Annotated in this window: 13 protein-coding genes; 2 read left to right on the forward strand and 11 right to left on the reverse strand. The window is 74.2% G+C overall.

The features are described from left to right. Positions 1–34: 34 nt before the first annotated feature. Both HCN51_RS16640 and HCN51_RS16645 read right to left on the reverse strand, forming a co-directional pair. A complete protein-coding gene (locus tag HCN51_RS16640; protein ID WP_168010508.1) occupies positions 35–889 on the reverse strand; it encodes a hypothetical protein in 855 nt (284 codons plus the stop codon). Next, the gene (locus HCN51_RS16645) at positions 886–1,392 is read right to left on the reverse strand and encodes a SigE family RNA polymerase sigma factor (protein ID WP_168010509.1); all 507 of its coding nucleotides are present in this window, start codon (positions 1,390–1,392) and stop codon (positions 886–888) included. Before HCN51_RS16645 ends, HCN51_RS16640 begins: the two co-directional genes overlap by 4 nt. 321 nt (positions 1,393–1,713) lie before the next feature. Here HCN51_RS16645 and HCN51_RS16650 point away from each other — a divergent pair, with 321 nt between their 5' ends. Further along, entirely contained in the window at positions 1,714–2,538 is an 825-nt protein-coding gene (locus HCN51_RS16650; protein ID WP_206067094.1) for a family 16 glycosylhydrolase, read from the forward strand. Here the strand turns inward: HCN51_RS16650 and HCN51_RS16655 are convergent. From HCN51_RS16655 to HCN51_RS16690, 8 genes are all read right to left on the reverse strand, one after another. Continuing rightward, positions 2,519–4,924: a glycosyltransferase gene (locus HCN51_RS16655; protein ID WP_168010511.1), complete on the reverse strand. Its 2,406-nt coding sequence runs from the start codon at positions 4,922–4,924 to the stop codon at positions 2,519–2,521. The genes HCN51_RS16650 and HCN51_RS16655 overlap by 20 nt on opposite strands. Next, complete coding sequence (locus tag HCN51_RS16660) at positions 4,921–5,814, reverse strand: glycosyltransferase family 2 protein (RefSeq protein ID WP_168010512.1); 894 nt, start codon at positions 5,812–5,814, stop codon at positions 4,921–4,923. The genes HCN51_RS16655 and HCN51_RS16660 overlap by 4 nt, the downstream gene beginning before the upstream one ends. After that, entirely contained in the window at positions 5,811–8,087 is a 2,277-nt protein-coding gene (locus HCN51_RS16665; RefSeq protein WP_168010513.1) for a hypothetical protein, read from the reverse strand. The genes HCN51_RS16660 and HCN51_RS16665 overlap by 4 nt, the downstream gene beginning before the upstream one ends. Continuing rightward, a complete protein-coding gene (locus HCN51_RS16670; protein ID WP_168010514.1) occupies positions 8,084–9,136 on the reverse strand; it encodes a glycosyltransferase family 2 protein in 1,053 nt (350 codons plus the stop codon). The genes HCN51_RS16665 and HCN51_RS16670 overlap by 4 nt, the downstream gene beginning before the upstream one ends. Continuing rightward, entirely contained in the window at positions 9,136–10,281 is a 1,146-nt protein-coding gene (locus tag HCN51_RS62280; RefSeq protein ID WP_168010515.1) for a glycosyltransferase, read from the reverse strand. The genes HCN51_RS16670 and HCN51_RS62280 overlap by 1 nt, the downstream gene beginning before the upstream one ends. After that, positions 10,278–11,405, reverse strand: a complete 1,128-nt coding sequence (locus HCN51_RS16680; protein WP_168010516.1) for a glycosyltransferase — start codon at positions 11,403–11,405, stop codon at positions 10,278–10,280. The genes HCN51_RS62280 and HCN51_RS16680 overlap by 4 nt, the downstream gene beginning before the upstream one ends. 4 nt (positions 11,406–11,409) lie before the next feature. Further along, positions 11,410–11,874, reverse strand: coding sequence for a hypothetical protein (locus HCN51_RS16685; RefSeq protein ID WP_168010517.1), 465 nt, complete (start codon positions 11,872–11,874; stop codon positions 11,410–11,412). Positions 11,875–12,008: 134 nt separating this feature from the next. After that, on the reverse strand, positions 12,009–12,908 hold the full coding sequence (locus HCN51_RS16690; RefSeq protein ID WP_168010518.1) for a glycoside hydrolase family 16 protein: 900 nt from the start codon (positions 12,906–12,908) through the stop codon (positions 12,009–12,011). Between the two features lie 106 nt (positions 12,909–13,014). On the opposite strand from HCN51_RS16690, the gene HCN51_RS16695 reads away from it, so the two are divergent. After that, on the forward strand, positions 13,015–15,591 hold the full coding sequence (locus HCN51_RS16695; RefSeq protein ID WP_168010519.1) for a DUF6242 domain-containing protein: 2,577 nt from the start codon (positions 13,015–13,017) through the stop codon (positions 15,589–15,591). A gap of 10 nt (positions 15,592–15,601) precedes the next feature. Here HCN51_RS16695 and HCN51_RS16700 read toward each other — a convergent pair whose 3' ends face one another. Next, positions 15,602–17,674: a protein kinase domain-containing protein gene (locus tag HCN51_RS16700; protein ID WP_168010520.1), complete on the reverse strand. Its 2,073-nt coding sequence runs from the start codon at positions 17,672–17,674 to the stop codon at positions 15,602–15,604. Positions 17,675–17,715 lie beyond the last annotated feature (41 nt).

Raw genomic sequence — 17,715 nt, forward strand, 5'->3', positions numbered from 1 at the left:
GGGGTGGCAGGGGCATCGCGAAGATACCGGCGGCTCAGCCGCTGCCGCTCCCCAGCGGCCCGAACGCCACGTCCTTCTCCTGCCGCAGCACCTCCCCGCCGTCCCCGTAAGCCGTCACCGTGACAGGCGGCGAGTCCAGCACCGTGGCCTCCTCCTCCCCCGGCTCGCGCACCGGCCTGCCGATGACCCGGACGATGAAGAACCCGTTCGCGATCCGCGCCGCCGTACGCCGGCCGTCCGCCCAGTCGACCTCCACCCGCCGCACCGCGTCGCTGACCCGCCCGGCGACGACCCGGTACACGTCGTCCCGCTGGATCCGCTGCGCGCCGACCGTGTACGAATGCGTGTGGCTGGTGTACGCGTCCACCTGCAGATCGCCGGAGAAACCCGCCAGATCCCCCGGCGGCTCGAACCCCCAGTAGGTGAAGACCGGGCGCTCCGCCATGTCCCGCTGCTCGGTCGGCGTGCACAGCACGAAGCCGGCGTCGCTGCCCACCAGCGCCGTGCTTCCGCCCTCGTCGCGGTACTCCACGAGCACCCGGAAGTCGTCGGCCCGCCCGTGCGCGGCGATCCGCCGGTTGCCGTCCATGTTGTGGACGGGGCCGCCCTTGGGCATGCACTCCCGTACGAACCGGGCCTGCTCGGGCGTGTTGGCCGGCAGGGTCGCCACCCCGGCGGCGGTGCCGGGGCCGAGCCCGTCCGGGAGCGGGACGATCACCGCCGTGACCACCGCGGCCGCCGCGGCCAGCCCCGCGAACCCGGCCACCGACCAGGCCCGGCGACGGCGGCGCGCCAGCGTCCGCGTGGCGTACAGCAGCGGGTCCACCGGGGCGGCCTCGCCGGCCATCGTGCGCAGCTCTTCGGCGATCCGCCGTTCGTCGATCGTCACTGCAGTCCCTCCAGGATGACGGCCTCTCCGACCAGCTCGCGCAGGCGGGCGACGGCTTGATGGGTCTGGCTGCGCACGGTCCCCACCGAGCAGCCCATGATCTTGGCGACCTCCGACTCCGAAAGGTCCTCGTAATAGCGCAGCACGAGCACCGCCCGCTTGCGCGCGGGCAACATCCGCAACGCCTCGGCCAGCGTCACCCGCGTGTCCACCTCGGAGGTGCGGTCGTCCACGCCCCGGTCGGGCAGCGCTTCGAGCACGCGCTCGCGCCCCCAGCGCGGGCTGCGCCACCGCCCGACCTGTTCGTGGTACATGACGCGGCGCATGTACGCCTCCGGGTTGCCGCGGATGCGCCGCCAGCGCCCCGCCGCCTTGGCCAGCGCCGTCTGCAGCAGGTCCTCGGCGGCGTGCTGGTCGCTGGTCAGGACGTACGCAAGCCTGATCAGGCTGTCGGATCGGCTGGCGACGAACTCGGTGAAGTCGCGCTGGTGGTCCGGGTGCAAGGGCTCTCCTCGTCTCTCGCACCCTTAGATGGAGGCGACCCGGCGAATCTATGGCGCGGCGAAGGTGCGGCACCAGAGGCGCATGACGGCCTTCATGTGGGTATGCGCTCTTGCCAGAAGGGTCGGGATCCTTCCGCGAAGGGTCGGGATCGACGGAGAAGCGCCGTACGATGACACATCATGCCGTCGGGAGGGTAGAGGTCCGTGTCCGATGACCGTGCGTGGCACCCGGATCCCCGCCGAGGCCAGGGCCGTGCACCCCAGACCGGCAGGGCGGCGTCCGGAGGTGATCGGACGGGCTGGTGGGTGGCAGGGGCGCTGGTGCTCACGTTCGCGGTCGCAGTGGCGGCCACGCTCTACGTGGTGAGCCCGGACGAGCCCGAGCCGGCGCCGCCGGCCGCCGGCGTTCCGGCGGGGTGGCGGCTGGTCTGGTCCGACGAGTTCGACGGGCCGGCGGGGCCGCCGGACCCGGCCAAGTGGAACCTGGTGGACGACCATCTCGGGTACAACAACGAGCTGGAGTACTACACGCCGCGCAACGCCGTCGTGGACGGTCAGGGGCGGCTGGTGATCACGGCCAGGTCCGACGACGCGGGCGGTCACGACTGCAGCCCGCGCGTGTGCGCGGCCACCTCCGCGCGGTTGTTCACGGCGGGGAAGTTCGAGCAGCGGTACGGGCGCGTCGAGGCGCGGATCAAGTTACCCGAGGGGCAGGGCATGTGGCCGGCCTTCTGGGCGCGGCGCTCCCCGCAGGGCAGCGGGCGCGGGGAGATCGACATCATGGAGCATCTCGGGCGCGAGCCCGACACGGTGCACGGGAGCCTGCACGGGGAGCAGGGGTACGACGTGCAGAACTCCTACCGGTTGCCCGGCGGGGGCAGGTTCGCCGACGACTTCCACGTCTTCGCCGCCGACTGGCATCCGGACCGGATCTCCTTCCTGGTCGACGGGCAGGTGTACGCGACCGAGCGCAAGGCGGACGCACCACCGGGCGGGTGGGACTTCGACGTGCCCTACTACCTGCTGCTCAACCTGGCCGTGGGCGGCGACTGGCCGGGGCCGCCCGACGAGACGACCCGCTTCCCGCAGCAGATGATCGTTGATCACGTGCGCGTGTACGCGGCGGCTACCGATCCGCCACGCTGACCGCCGCCCGCCGCCCGCCGGCGAAGCTGACGACCAGCACGCCCGCTCCCAGCAGCAGGGAGACGCCCTGCGCGAGCGTCCAGCCGAGGGCCGCCGCCGTCAGCCCGTACGGCAGCAGCGCCGCCACCAGCCCCAGCACCAGAGCCGCGTTGGCGCCGTTCATGAGGACGTACGCGCCGGTGCGGTCCCTGCTGATCAGGATCGTGTCCACCAGGTAGTTGCCCGCGCCGACCAGCGCTGCCAGGGCCAGGACGCGGAGCGTCTGCGCCGCCTGCGCCGAGTAGCCCTCCCCGAACACCCGCAGGATGTACGGCGCGCCGGCCACGATCACCGCGACGGCGGGAACCAGCAGTCCGTAGATGCCCACCACGGCCTTGCGCAGGTAGCGGCGCAACGAGATGCGCTGCGCCTCGGCGAACAGCACCTGCGCGCTCGTCGAAGGGATGAAGTTGAGGAACGCCGCCACCTGGAAGGCGATCGCGAAGTACGCCGCCGCCTGCGGTCCCTGGAAGGCCAGCACCTCCAGCGGCACCACCGTGCTCGGCAGCATGCCGAGGGCGGTCGCCAGGTAGCCGGCGGCGGAGAACGGCAGGTACCGCCGCAGCAGCTCCGCCGGCCGCGCGCGGGCTGCGGCGGGGCGAGGCAGCCGCCGCCACAGCGACACCCCACCGAGCAGGCAGGCGAGCAGGGTGCCGCCGCCGTAGGCGATGACCAGGCCGGTGAAACCGAGCGGGACCAGCGGCAGCAGCGCCCCGACCTTCAGCACGGTGCCCGCCGCGTTCTTGGCCAGCAGCGCGCCCGTGCCGCGGACGGCGATCAGGCCGGCGTCCAAGGTCCCGCCCACGGCGGTGACCATCACCAGGACGGTGATCAGGGCGATCGTCTCCGGCCGGCCGATCAGCTCGGGGCCGCCCGGGAGCAGCGGGGCCAGGATCAGCAGCGACAGCAGGGCGAGCGCGCCGCCCAGCGCGCCGACGGCGATCACGGCGACCGCCGCCAGCCGGCGCGGGTCGCCGGCCTTGACGAGATGGCGCAGCAGCGTGGTGGGCAGGCCGAGTGCGGCGACGGTCGACAGGAGGTTGACGCTGGAGGTGACGGCGGTCAGCCAGCCGACGGCCTCGACCGGATAATTGCGGGCCGCCAGTGTGAAGAACACGAAGCCGCCGGCCGCGAGCAGGACGGTGTTGACCAGGAGGAGGAGGGTGCCGCGGACCAGGACATTTCGGAGCAGCGAGCGCAGGCGCGCCCCGGCCCCACCGGCGATCGCGCCCTCCGGCGGGGTGGGGTGAGGCTCGGTGGCGGGGCCGGGGCGGGTGTCCTGCCTGGTCCGCCGGGTCCGGTGGCGGAGGACGGCGGCGTAGCCGTTGCGGGTCGCCTGCGCGATCTCGGGCCAGCCGGTCCCGTTCACGTGCTCCAGCGCCGCCTGCGACATCCGTGCCAGCGTCGCCGCGTCCCAGCCCGCCGCCGCCCGCAGCGCCGGCGTGAGCCCGGTGACGCCGCCGCGGTAACAGGTCACGGCGGCGCCGGGCAGCCCGGCCAGGGCGGGCAGCTCGGGGACGATCAGCGGCCGGCCGTGGGCGAGCGCGAGCAGGGCGCTGCCGCTGGTGGTGATCTCGCGGAACGGCAGCACGACGACGTCGCTCCCGGCGTACAGATCGGCGACGTCCTTGTCGGGCACCCGCCCGAGCCGCAGGTCCACGCGGTCGTCGGCGGCGGCCGACGCCTCCAGCCGGGCCGCCAGCTCCTGGTCCGGGCATGCTCCGGCGACGACGAGACGCACGTCCGGCTCAGGGGGCAGTGCCGTGAAGGCGGCGAGCAGGTCCTCGACCCCCTTGTACGGCTCGATCCGGCCGAAGAACAGGAACGTGCGCGGCCGGCCCGGCCGTCCGGGCGGCGGCAGCGGCGGGGCGGGGAAGGGGCCGTGCGGGATCACGGCGGCCCTGGACGGCACCGCCCCCAAGGCCGCCAGCCGGTCCAGCGTCGTCGAGTGGTGGACGATCACGAGGTCGCAGTGCCGTACGAGCGTGCGCCGGGCGGCGGCGTCGTCGGCGAAGACCTGCCGGTGCGGCAGCACGTTGTGGGCGGTCCACACCAGCCGCAGCCCGAGCAGCCGCGACACGCCGAGCACGGCGGCGAACCACCATTGGGCGAGCCGCCGCGTCCGGGCCCCGCCCGGCAGCGCGAACTTCCACACCCAGTGCAGGTGCACGACCCTGGCCCCGCCCAGCCGCCGGGCGGCCAGCTCCGCGGGCAGCAGCAGCAGGTTGAGCGTGTGGGAGGGGGTCAGCTCGCCGAGGTGGCGGACGTGGACGCCGGCGCGGCGTAACTCGCCGTGCAGCAGGTCCTGGTACGGGTTGCTGTCACGGGGGAAGACCAGCACCTTCATCGGCCGGCGCGACCCCGGGGCGTGGCGAGTTCGGCGAGCACGCCCGCACCGTACACCAGGTGGTCGGCGAGCACCCGGACCGGGCCGTTGTGCCGGTTGCGCCAGGCGGGCACCAGCAGCAGTGCCGGGTAGAGCGGGAACCACAGGGTCAGCGGCAGGCCGAGCAGGAAGAGGGGGTAGACCACGACCATCGGCTCGCGGCGCAGCAGGTCCGCCCGCCGGCCGCGGTGCTTGAGGTAGAGCCGGGCGCGGGCCTTGCCGTAGACGTACGAGCGGCGGAGCTGCCGGCGGTGGTCGCCCCAGTCGTGGGTGACGACCGCGTTCCCGGCGCTGCGGATGCGGTGCCCGGCGTCCTGGACCCGCCAGCTGAAGTCGACGTCGGAGCCGTAGCCGAACGTCTCGTCGAAGCCGGCGACCTGCTCGAGCACCTCGCGGCGCACGGCCAGGTTGCCGGTGCCGCACTCGTGGAGGTAGCGGGCGCCGGCCCGGCGCCGGGCGTCGGCGTCGTAGAGGCTGCCATGCCCCTCGGGGCCGGTGACCAGGCCCGACACGACGGTCTCGCCCTCGTCGAGTATCGGCGTGACGAGGTGGCGCAGCCAGCCGTCCTGGGGCAGGCAGCCCGCGTCGGTGAAGACGACGATCTCGCCCTCGGCGGCGCGCACGCCGGCGTTGCGCTGGTGCGGGATCGTCACGGGCACGCCATGCGGCGGGGTGAAGGGCAGCCAGCGCACGTGCGGGTGGGCGGCGGCGATCGCGTCGAGCCGGCCTCGCGAGGCGTCCACGACGACGATCTCGTACGGCAGGCCGGCCGCCTCGGCCGCGCGGGTGACGCCGCCGAGGGTGCTGTCCAGGGCGGGTTCGTCCTTGCTGATGATGACGATGGAGATCATCGGTGGAAGACCTTCGTGACGCCGCTGGTGTAGACGAGATCGTAGTGCGCCTCGATGAAGCCGGCCGGGAACGCGTACAGGGCGAGCTGGTTGTCGAACAGCGACCTGGCGCGGCCGACGGCGGTGTTGGCCCAGCTCGCGTACACCCAGGCCGTCCGGTCGAGGGTCAGCGGGGTGATGTCGGTCTGGACCCGACGGCCGGGGCCAAGCTCGGCGAACAGGCGTAGCTGCGCGTACCGGTCGGCGTAGAGGCGGTCGGGCGAGCCCCGGGCGGCCTCCTTGAGCCAGCGGGCTCCTGCCAGCTCGGCCTCGTACATGCAGTACCGCTCGCAGTCCTCGCCGCGGGTGGACAGGTTCGTCGCACGCTCGCCGCCGAGCAGCACGTTGTCCAGGCCGCTGCCGGTCGTGAAGGTGACGACGACGGCCGCGCCCGTCAGCCCGTAGACGGTGCGGCGGAGCAGCGCGGGGAACTTGGCCGCCGAGACGCGGTGCAGCAGCCAGAACATCGCGATGGACAGCAGCGTCAGTGCCTGCAGCTGGGCGCGGCTCTGGTTGTACGCCGCCGCGAGCGTGCCGGACAGGCGCAGCAGCACCAGGACGCCCAGCATCGGCACCGCCAGCACGCCGATCCGCCGCACCAGCCACGACGAGTGCCGGCGTACGGCCATGACCAGGGCGCCGAGCAGGCCGAGCAGGTTCGCGAGCTGCTGGATCAGCAGCACGCCGAGGTCGAGCGACGCGCTCACCGCGGGCGCGACCTTCGGGGGGACGGGCACGCCCGCGTCCCCGAGCTCCCACCGGGGGTCGCCGGCGTCGGCGGCGGGCGTCACACTCGCCTTGGGCGGGCGGTACTTGGGCACCACCCGCTTGGCGTACAGGTAGGTCGGGATGCGGGTCACGTCGGTGCCCCGCAGGTAGGCGGACAGCAGCGTCCCCGCCGTCTCGGCGCCCGGCAGCAGCCGCAGGCCCTCCGAGCTCAGCGCGGTACGGAACTCGCCGATGTTGGCCGTCGACCGGGTGATGGGGACGTACCAGAGCACGCCGGCGAGCAGCCCGGGCAGCAGCGCCGCCGCGACCGCGCGGGGCGCGATGCGCGGCCGCCGCATGACGCACAGCACGGCCTGCAAGACCAGCGCCCCGCCGAGCATCACGGCGGTGAAGTACGCGGTCGTGTAGTGCGAGACCACGATGCCCGGCCCGAACAGGCACATCAGCGCCGCCTTCGGGAAGTGCCGCAGCCGGGCGTCGAGCAGGGCCCCGCACAGCGCCGCGAACAGCAGCATGGCGATCTCCTGCCGGGCCAGCGCCGGGAACTGCTGCGACAGCGCGCCCTGTGCCGTCACGAACGCGGCGGCGGCGAACGCCCACTGGTCCGGCAGGAAGCGCCGGGCGAGGTGGAAGATCCCGACGGGGAACATCGCGAAGATCGCCGGGTAGACGACCTTGAGCACCAGCAGGACCGGCAGCCCGGTCAGGGCGTGCAGCCCGGCGGGCAGGACGGTGATGCTGAGCATCGCCCCGTACGCGTCGGGGTGCGGCCCGGTCACCCAGATGCCCGAGGTCACCGTCTCCTGGGCCACGGCGTACTCGGAGGCGATGTCGAAGCCGTAGACCAGGTCGCCCCGCAGCGCGTACGACCACATCATGGCCAGCGAAACGGCGTACAGCAGCATCGCGGACCGGCCGCTGCCGAGCCGGCCGGCCCGGAGGACCCCGAGCACCAGCGCGAGCACGCAGCCGACGACGGCCGCGATCGCCACCTCGGGGCCGTACCCGTGGTTGAGCCGCAGCGCCCCCGCCGCGGCGAGCAGCGGCAGCAGCAGGGGCAGCGCCAGCCAGCCGGCGGCGGGCAGGGACCGCCACGGGACGGCCGTCTCCCCCGGCGCCCGCACCCCGGCCAGGAACAGCCCCAGGCAGGTCGCCATGAGCCCGGCGAGCAGCGGCCCCGGCCGCAGCGGCGCACCCGGGTCGGCGGCGGGGCCGAACACCGCGTCGAGGACGCCGCCGTCCACCAGCGGCACGAGCAGCGTGACCGCGAGCCCGGACACCATGAGCACGACGAGCGACGCGGCCGGCACGTACAGCGGGAACGCCGCCACCCGGTGACCCGGCACCCGCAGCGCCCGCAGCAGCAGGCAACCCGGCACGACCAGCAGGAGCGGCACGAGCAGGAGCTGGGCCGCCCACACGTGGCGCACCTGCGTCAGCGCGACGATCAGGACGAGCCCCGCGCCGTGGAGCAGCAGGCGCCTGTCTTGCTCGCGGACGGTCACCCGCTCTGCCCTCCGCCCCGGCCGGCCCTGTCTCCGGCGAACATGAGGCGGAAGGCCCACAGACCGTGCAGGAAGCCGATATTCTCGCACGCTTCCTGCGCGATCCGGAGGTACGGGTCGGCGAGCGCCTCGATCCTGCCCGCGAGCACGTGCCGCAACCCCACCGGATAGAGGAGCAGGGGCAGCACCACCGCCACGATCGCGGCCGGCGGCCACGCAGGGGACGCGAGGACCAGGCCGGCGGCGAGCACCGGCCACGGGAACAGCGTCGGCCGCACTTCCGGCCACTTGGTGTACTGCATGGCGGCGCCCCGCCCGTACGCCAGGCTGCGGCGCAGCAGCCCGCGCACCGTGGGCGTGTACCAGTGCGTGACCGGCGCGTCCGGGACGAGGACCAGCCGTCCGGGGCGGTCCCGCCGGAGCCTGCGGGACAGGTCCTCCTCCTCGGCGGCGTACCGGAACCTGGTGTCGAACCCGCCGACGGCCAGCAGGCGCTCCCGCTCGAACGACATGTTGCCGCCGCTGAAGGCGTGGACGTCCCGCCGTCCGGGCGGCGGGCCCGGCCGGCTCCATTGCCGGCGCAGGTACAGCCAGAACCGGTACGGCAGCGCGGCGCTGACCGTGAGCTCCAGCTCCAGCGGCTCGTGCCGGTTGTTGCGCTCCAGGAACCTCGGCAGGTAGCCGTCCCCGGCTCCGGGCACGATGGGGCCGCCCGCCCCCGCGACGCCCTCCTCGGCGTAGGCGGCGAGCAGCAGCTCGGCCCAGCGGGGGCCTGGCTCGCAGTCGTCGTCGAGGAAGGCGACGATCCTGCCTTTCGCGGCTCTCAGGCCGGTGTCGCGCGCGGCGGCGGTGCCCCTGTTGGTCTCGTGGCGCAGGACCGTGACGGCGTGGGCGCGGGCGACGTCCCCGGTGCCGTCGTGGGAGGCGTCGTCGACGACGATGACCTCCAGGTCCGGGTGGAGCGTCTGGGCGGCCAGCGCTTCGAGGGTCCGCCCGAGGCGGGCGGCGCCGTTGTAGGAGCAGATGACGACGGAGAGGCTGGCAGGCATCAGGACGGTTTCCCGGGGACGCGCGGGCCGCGGTCGCGGGCGGCCTCGTAGACGGCGATCGTGCGCAGCGCGACCGCATTCAGGTCGGTGTCGGGCGCGTGGGCGGCGCCGCTGTCCCGGGGGCCCTCCCCTGCGCCGGTCGCCAGGAGGTCGGCGATCGCCGCGGCGAGGCGGCCGGGCGCGCCGGGCGGCACCGCCCACCGCGAGCCCTCGAACAGCTCGGCCAGCCCGCCGACGGTGGTCGCGATCACCGGTACGCCGAAGGCGCGGGCCAGGTTCGCCACCCCGCTCTGCTCGGCGTCGCGGTAGGGCAGCACGACGGCCTCGGCCGCGCCGAACCAGGCCGCGATCTCGCCGTCCGGCACGTAGCCGGTGAACGTCAGCCGGTCGAGCACCCCGTGCCGGCGTGCCAGGCGGCGCACCTTCGCCTCGTGCAGGTGGTCGCGCGCCTCGAACAGCCGGAACGGGCCGTGCCGCCGCCGGACCGCGCCGGCGACCACGACCCGCACCCCGTCCAGCGTCGCGGGCGGCAGCGTCGCCATGGCGCGCACCAGGTCGTCGAGCCCCTTGCTGACGTGGATGTGGCCGAAGGCCAGCAGCAGGCGGGCGTCGCCCAGCCGGTGGCGGGCGCGCAGGTCGCCGGCGGTGCAGGTGGCGGGGGGCGGCGGTGCGGAGAAGTGCGGGACCACCGTGGCCCTGCCGTCGAGGCCGAGGGAGGTGAGCGTGTCCAGCGCCGCCCGCGTGTGCACGATGAGCCGCTGGCCGGCCCGCCCGACGCGCCGGTACAGCGCCCTGCCCGGCCCGCGCAGGAGCGCCGTGTCGCGGCTGACCTCGTGCAGCGTGGCCACCACCGGGACCTCGGGGGCGGCCAGCCAGCGCGCCACCGCCACGGTACGGGCGCCGAACGCGGGCACGGCGAACTGCACGTGCGCCACGTCCGGCCGGAACCGGGCCACTGCCGCCCGCAGCGCCCCCACCCCATCGTCCAGCGCGCCCACGACCTCCTCGGGCGCGTCCGGATGGGATCGGGCGGCGACCACCGCGACCTCGTGCCCGTGCTCGCGCACGGCGCGGGCGAGCACGTGGGTGTAGGTCCCGATGCCGTCACGGGCGGGCGGATAGGGGCTGACGTAGAGGATCCTCACGGCAGCATCGCCTTCACCACGTGGGCGGCGATCGAGTCCAGGGCGTACTCGCCGACCCACGGCTCCACCGCAGCGGGGTCCGCGGGCCCGTCGAGGGCGTCGGCGAGTGCCGCGGCGAACGCGTCCAGGGTGTGCTCGCAGACGATCCCCCGCCGGCTGCGCCGCACCAGGTGCTGGGCCAGGTTGTCGCGGGCCGAGGTGGTCACGACCGGCACGCCGCACGCGATCGCCTCCAGCACGGCGATGCCGAACCCCTCCCTGGTGGACGGGAACGCGAACACCCGGCCGGCCTTGACCAGCGCGTACACGTCCTTCTGCTCGCTGACGTCGTGCCGGAACTCCACCACCTCCGCGATGCCGAGCCGCTCGGCCTCCTCGCGCAGCGCGTCGCGCTCCGGGCCGTCGCCGATGATCCGGCAGGTGATCGCCCGGCCGCGCTCGCGCAGCTCGGCGATGGCGGCGAGCAGCAGGTCCAGGCCCTTGTGCCGCATCAGCCTGCTCACCACGACCAGGTCGGTGGCCTGTTCGTGCGGCGCGGCCCGGCTCACCTCGTCGAGGTCGACCCCGTTCGGCGCGATCGTGATCGCGGCCCACTCGCCGAGCTCGGCCCGCAGCCGCCGGGCCGTCTCGGGGGAGACGGCGATGATGCGGTCGGGTGCCCGCATCGCCAGCCGCTCGATCCACCACGCGGGCCGCCAGCCGACGCGCGTGCTGTAGCGCCAGTACTCGGGGCCCCACACCTCGTGCCAGGTCGCGATGAGCGGCTTGCGGCGCAGCGTGGCGACCAGGCGCAGCGTCAGCAGGTGCAGGAACGGGATCTGGTCGACGTTGAGCACGTCGAAGCGCTGCCGCAGCAGCCGCAGGCAGGCCAGCGCGAAGACCAGCGCCTGCCAGATCGACCGGACGCCGTGCCGGTACATCGGCAGCAGCGGCGAGATCGCGTGGAAGGTGACGCCGCCCTCGGTGCGCACCCGGGGGCCGTGCCACCAGCGCATGGTGAACACGTGCAGGTCGGCGTGCGGCGTGAGGTGCGCGTACAGCTCGTGGTAGCGGATCTCCCTGCCGCCGAAGCTGTACGGGTGGATGGCGTCGGTGACCAGCGCCACCACGGGCCTTCTGGGCACGCGCCTACCCCTCGTCGATGTTCGCGGAGCAGGTGGCACGGAACGAGATGGCCTCGCCGCTGTCCAGCCGGACGCCGACGGTGACCGGGCCGGGCTCGCACAGCGCCTTCGTGGACGGCGTGATCGTCACCGGCTGCCCAGCGGCGAGGGTCACCCGCCCGCCGGCGACGTCGCGGGTCCTGCCGGACTCGGTCAGGCGGATCGACCAGGCGTACTCGTGCCGCCGTCCGGTGACGTTGCGGACGGTGAAGGAGGGCGGGGCCAGGTACGACGTTGCGGGCACGCGGTCCGGGAGCGCCTGGGGCGCGGTGAACGCCAGCTCGGTGTATCCGCCGTACGCGCCGGCCAGCCCTGCCGCGACGAGCAGGCCGCGGCCCTGCTCGGTCTGCGCGCCGAGCGCGGCCACGACGACCGCGCCGAGCAGGGCGGCGGTCGTGAGAAAGGTGGAGCGGGGAAATAATCGCGTCATTTACGGCGGGACTTCACCACGATGCTGATGGGACGGTTGATCCTAGTGCTCAGAAAGGGTCTGGTGTCCCAAGATGATAGTCACGGCCGTTCAAACGTTATTATCGACCGCCGTAATCGGACATTTCCGATGTCTCAGCGCTGGCGGTACACCCGCACCCAGTCGACGACCATCCGGGCGGGGAAGCGCGTGCTCGCGTTCGGGTTCCCCACCCACGTGCCGCCCACCTGAAGGTTGAGTATCAGGTAGAAGGGCTTGTCGAACGGCCAGCCGGGATAGCGCGGATACTGCGCATACGGCTTGCCGTCCACCCACCAGGTGATGCTCTGGGGCGTCCAGTCCACGCCGTACACGTGGAAACCGGCGTCCAGCCGCTCGGGCAGCTTGATCTGGCCGCCGCCCTTGCGGCCCTTGGAATGGGTGTAGGCCCGGACGAGATGGGTCTCGTGGCCGCGGTTCTCCATGATGTCGATCTCGCCGTACGTCGCGGAGCCCGAGCGGCCGGAGTCGGTGCGCTTGAGCCAGAACGCCGGCCACAGCCCCTTGCCGAGCGGCAGCTTGATCCGCGCGGCGAACCGCCCGTACGCCTGGTCGAAGGTGTGCCGGGTCTCCAGCCGGGCGCTGCTGTAGTCGCACCGGCCGTACCAGCAGGTCTGGCCGTTCGCGGCCGGCGCCCGCTGGGCGGAGATGACCAGGTGGCCGGAGCCGGTCTGCACCGCGTTCGCCGGGGTGTAGTAGTGCAGCGCCTTCCGGTTGGACCAGCTCGTGCCGGACAGGGCGGTCCACTTGACCGGGCGGCCCCGCCCGTTGAACTCGTCGGACCAGCTCAGCTTCCACGACGCGTCGGGCAGCGCCAGCGGCGCGGGCTCGATCGACTGCGCGGGCGGCGGCGTGGCCGCCGCGTTCGCGGCGCCGCCCGAAGGCGTCTCGCCGATCGTGCGCACCCCCGCCGCACTTGCCGCGGCCACAGTGGCGCAGACCGCCGCAGCGAGGATCCAGGTGCGGGAACGGGCCCGGACGTCAGCCGCCGTCATCGGGCCGGCTCGCGCTCGGACTTCGTTTCGTCGCGCTTCCCATAAATAATGACTTCCGGCGAGGGGCTCCGTCCTGGCCGGGAGAATACCAAAGGGAGAGGCTGCGGTGACCGGAGGTGGTTGGAGGAGCGAGACGGGCGATCCGGACGGCTCGCCCGAGCTGGTGAACGAGCGGCTCTCCCAGCCGTCACTGCCGCCGGGCGAGCGGTCGTCCCCGCCGTCGGGGCCGCTGGACGAGCGGCTCTCCCAGCCCTCGCTGCCGCCGGTCGAGCGCTTATCGCAGCCCTCCTCCCCCTTCTCGTACCCCTCGCACCCCTCGCACCCGTCGGTCCCTTCGGTGCCGTCTATGCCGCCGACCACCGAGCTGACCGATCCCGACGTCGGCCATCCCGCGCCTCCCGGCGGGCCGCGCAAGCGGTTCCGCTCGCTGCTCATCGGCGGCGCCTCCGTCGCGTTCGCGGTCGTCGTGGCGGCCGGCGTGCTGGTGGCCTCCCGCCAGGGCGACGACCAGACGGCGCAGCTGGCCGGCAACCTGTTCGCAGCGGGCACGACCGGCGCCGCCGACGGCCGCCAACTGGAGCTCAACGGTGTCGCCGCCATGGGCGCCACGGTGGTGGTCGCTGGCGGCGAGGACGCCGACTCCGGCTACCGCACCGAGTTCTTCCTGTCGAAGGACGCGGGCCGCACCTTCACCCGTGCCCAGGTGCGTACCGCGAAGGGCGAGCCGCCCGTCGCCGGCGAGGTCCCCCGCCACCTGGCCGCGGGCCCCGCGGGCTCCGCCGGGTGGGTCGCGCTCGGCGACCGCGTCGGCGGCACCGTCGTGTGGACCAGCCCCGACGGCGCCTCCTGGACCCGCCAGCCCGACGCCACCGCCAGCCTCGCCTTCGGCCCGCGCGACCGGGTCGCCGACGTCGCCTGGACCGGCGGCGGCTTCACCGCCGTGGGGCAGACCTCGGACAAGGGCGACTTCACCGACGCCGCGCCGGTGGTGTGGCTGTCGCGCGACGGCCGCAGCTGGGAGCGCCGGGCCGGCTGGCGGCTCCACCCGCCCACCGGGGGCACGCTCGCCCTCACCGACGTGGCGAGCGTCAAGAACGCCATCGTGGTCCGCGGGGAGAGCTCCATCAAGCCGTACGACATCACCTGGCGCTCGACCGACGCCGGCGACACCTGGCAGGCGTTCGCGGTGCCCGGCACGTCGAGCGAGCCGGAGCTGTCGTTCGCCTCGACCGCGACGGCCATGCTCGCGCTCCGCCAGGGCGGCTCCCACGCCACCACCTACACCTCGCCCGACGGCGTGCACTGGACGACGGCGGCGAAGATCGACGTGCCGGGCTTCAAGCGCCTGTCGCGGCTGACGGCCACGCCGCAGGCCGCCGTCGCCGCGATCGAGACCGACAGCGGCATCCGGCTGGTCCGCAGCGTGGACGGCCGCTCCTGGCAGCCCGCGGGCACGACCGCCGGCGGCGCCGAGGTACGCGACACCGCCGCGGCCGGGGACAACACCGTCGCGGTGGGCGCCCAGGACGGCACGGGTGCCCTGCTCGCGGTGCGCGACAAGACCGGCAAGGAGGTTCCCGCCCGCATCCCCGACACCAGCGGGAGCGGCAAGGTCGTGGACGCGCTCGGCACGGCCGACGGACGGGTGGTCGCGGTCGGCGGCGCCAACGGCGACGCCACCGTCTGGACCTCCGCCGACGGGTCCTCCTGGCAGCCCGTCCAGGACAAGGACAAGGCGCTGACCGGCCAGGGGCGCCAGCGGCTGACCGGCGTCACGGCCGGCTTCGCCGGCTGGCTGGCGGTCGGGTCGAGCGGCCGGACACCCGGCCGTCCCCTGGTCGTCACCTCGGCGGACGGCGAGAGCTGGCGGCGGGCCGACGGCGCGGCGGCGTTCCAGTCGACCGGCAAGGAGCCGCTGATCGCCCGCGCCACCGCCGCGGGCCCCGACGGCTACGTGATCGTGGGCGAGGACGGCTACGGCGCGGGCACCTGGTGGTCCCCCGACCTCAAGACCTGGGAGCGCGGCACCCCGGCGGGCCAGGACAACCTCGTCGGCACGCCGACGACCAGGCGGTGGATGAACTCCGTGACCAACGGCATGTTCGGCTTCGTCGCCGCCGGCGGCGTGACCGACCCCAACGCCTACGGCGGCGTGTTCGTCCGCCGCCCCACCGTGTGGATCTCGCCCGACGGCCGCAAGTGGTCGCTGGTGCGCCTGCCGATCCCGGCCGGCGTCAACGAGGGCTGGCTGACCCACATCGCCTCCCATGACGACGTCCTGGTCACCGCGGGCACGGCCGTCACCGGCAACGGCACGGGCACGGCCGCGTTCGGGTACGCCTCGACCGACGGCGGCCGGAGCTGGCAGCAGATCACGCTGCCGGTCACGGCCGGCGAGCAGTCCGGCGTCACCGCCGTCGCCACGACCCCGCGCGGCTTCGTCGTGGCCGGCACGGTGGGCAGCCCCGGCGACGTGGTCGTCTGGACCTCGGCGGACGGCCGCTCGTGGAAGCCGGAGCAGCCGCGCGGCGCCGGCGTGTCCGGGCCCGGTGACCAGCGGCTGAGCGCGTTCACCACCGTGGACGGCGAGCTCGTCGGCGTGGGCTCCACGGCCACCGGCCACGGCGACGAGCCGACCCTGTGGCGGCGCCCGCTGTCGCCCGACGAGGCCGGCACGCCCTGAACCGGCAGGTCTAGCGGGTCCCCCACACCCTGAGCGTGGCGTCACCGGCCACCCCGGTGACGGTCGCGCCGTCCCGGCTGAACGCCACCGAGTAGACCCAGTCGGCGGCCCCGTCCAGCTCGCCGGTGCCGCGCCCGCTCGCCACCTCCCACAGCCGCACCTTGCGGTCGTAGCCGCCGCTGGCCAGCGTCTTCCCGTCGGGGCTGAAGGCGACCGCGGTGGCCCAGCCCCGGTGCCCGGCGAGCACGGTGCGCTCCTTGCGGGCGGCGACGTCCCACAGCCGGACGGTGCGGTCGGCGCTGGCGCTGGCCAGCGTCCTCCCGTCAGGGCTGAAGGCCACCGAGAAGACCCAGTAGCGGTGGCCGGACAACACGGCGGCGGCCTCCCCGGTCGCCGCCTGCCACAACCGCACGGTGCGGTCGTGGCTGCCCGTGGCGATCGTGGTGCCGTCGGGGCTGAACGCCACCGAGTCCACCCAGTCGGTGTGGCCGCCGAGGATCGCGGTGCCGTCGCCGGTCTCGGCGTTCCACAGCCGCACGGTCCGGTCGCGGCTGGCGCTGGCCAGGATCTTGCCGTCGGGGCTGAACGCCACCGCCCCGACTCCTCCGGTGTGGCCGGTCAGCGTGCCCTTGCCCGTGCCCGAGGGCAGGCTCCACAGCCGCACGGTCCCGTCGTCGCCGCCCGTCGCCAGCATCTTCCCGTCGGGGCTGAACGCCACCGCGTGCACGCCCTTGGTGTGGCCGTCGAGCGTGGCGGTGACGCGGCGGGTGGCGGCGTCCCACAACTGCACGGTGCCGTTCCCGCCGCCGGTCGCGAACCTCTTCCCGTCCGGGCTGTACGCGACCGCGTACGCGGGGTCCGGGGAGAGGGTCCTGGTCACCTCGGGCTCGATCACCGGCGTCGTGGGCCCCGGCACGACCGTGGGCCGGGCCACGACCTTGGGCACCGCCGGCGTGGCCAGGGCGAAGTAGGTGCCCGTGGCGACCACCCCGGCGGCCACCAGCCCGAGCGAGGCGGTGAGCAGGCCGCGCCGCGACCTCAGCCCGCCGCGCTGCCCTACCAGCGACTCCGTCACCGAGACCGCTCCGGGGTCGGGCAGCGAGATCCCGCCGGACACCTGGGACGGGCCGGAGAACGAGGCGGGCCCGGACTGCGACGACGGGCCCGGCGGGGAGAACGGGCCGGAGAGCGACGGTGCCGCCGCGCGGAACGCGGCGCCCTCTCGCGCCGGGAAGAGGGCCTCCTGGCCCGGCGTCTCCCGCGCGGGCTCGGGCACGCCGTGGCCGAGCAGGTTGAACAGCACGTCGGTGGCCGTCGGCCGGGCCGCCGGGTTCTTGTCCAGGCACGCCACCACCAGTGACCGCACCGGCTCGGTGAGGCCGGCGAGGTCGGGCTCCTCGTTGAGTATGCGCTGGAAGAGCGCAGGAATGCTGTCGTTGCCGAACGGTGGCCGGCCGCTCGCCGCGTACGCCATGGTCGCGGCCCAGCTGAACATGTCGGACGCCGCCGTCACCACGCCGGCGCTGAACTGCTCGGGCGCCATGTACGCCGGAGTGCCGAGGATCTCGCTGCTCTCGGCGACCGTGGAGTCAAGGGCACGTGCCAGGCCGAAGTCGATCACCCGGGGGCCGTCGGGGCCGCAGACGACGTTGCTCGGCTTGAAGTCGCGGTGCACGATGCCGGCCTGGTGGATGGCGACCAGCGCGGTCACGGTGGCGACGGCCAGCCGCTCCAGGGCGTCGGGGTCGCGGACGCCCTGGGTGGCGATGAGCCGGCTCAGCGAGATGCCCTCGACGTACTGGCTGACCACGTACGGCTGGTCGCCGCTGGTGTCGGCGTCCAGCACGCGGGCCGTGCAGAACTGCCGCACCTGGCGGGTCGCCGCGATCTCCTGGAGGAACCGCTCGCGGGCCTGGGGCTCCTCCGACAGCCGGGCGTGCAGCACCTTGATCGCGACGACCTGGCCCTCGGGTGACTCCCCGACGTACACGGTGCCCTGGCCGCCCGCGCCCAGATAGCCCGTCAGCCGGTAAGGACCTACCTGCCGCGGGTCGGTCGGCCGCAGAGGACTGGAACTGGGCACACGTACCTTCCCCAAGAACGAGGCTCAGCAGGATGATGGCC

This window comes from Nonomuraea composti (genome assembly GCF_012034275.1).
GTDB lineage: Bacteria > Actinomycetota > Actinomycetes > Streptosporangiales > Streptosporangiaceae > Nonomuraea > Nonomuraea composti.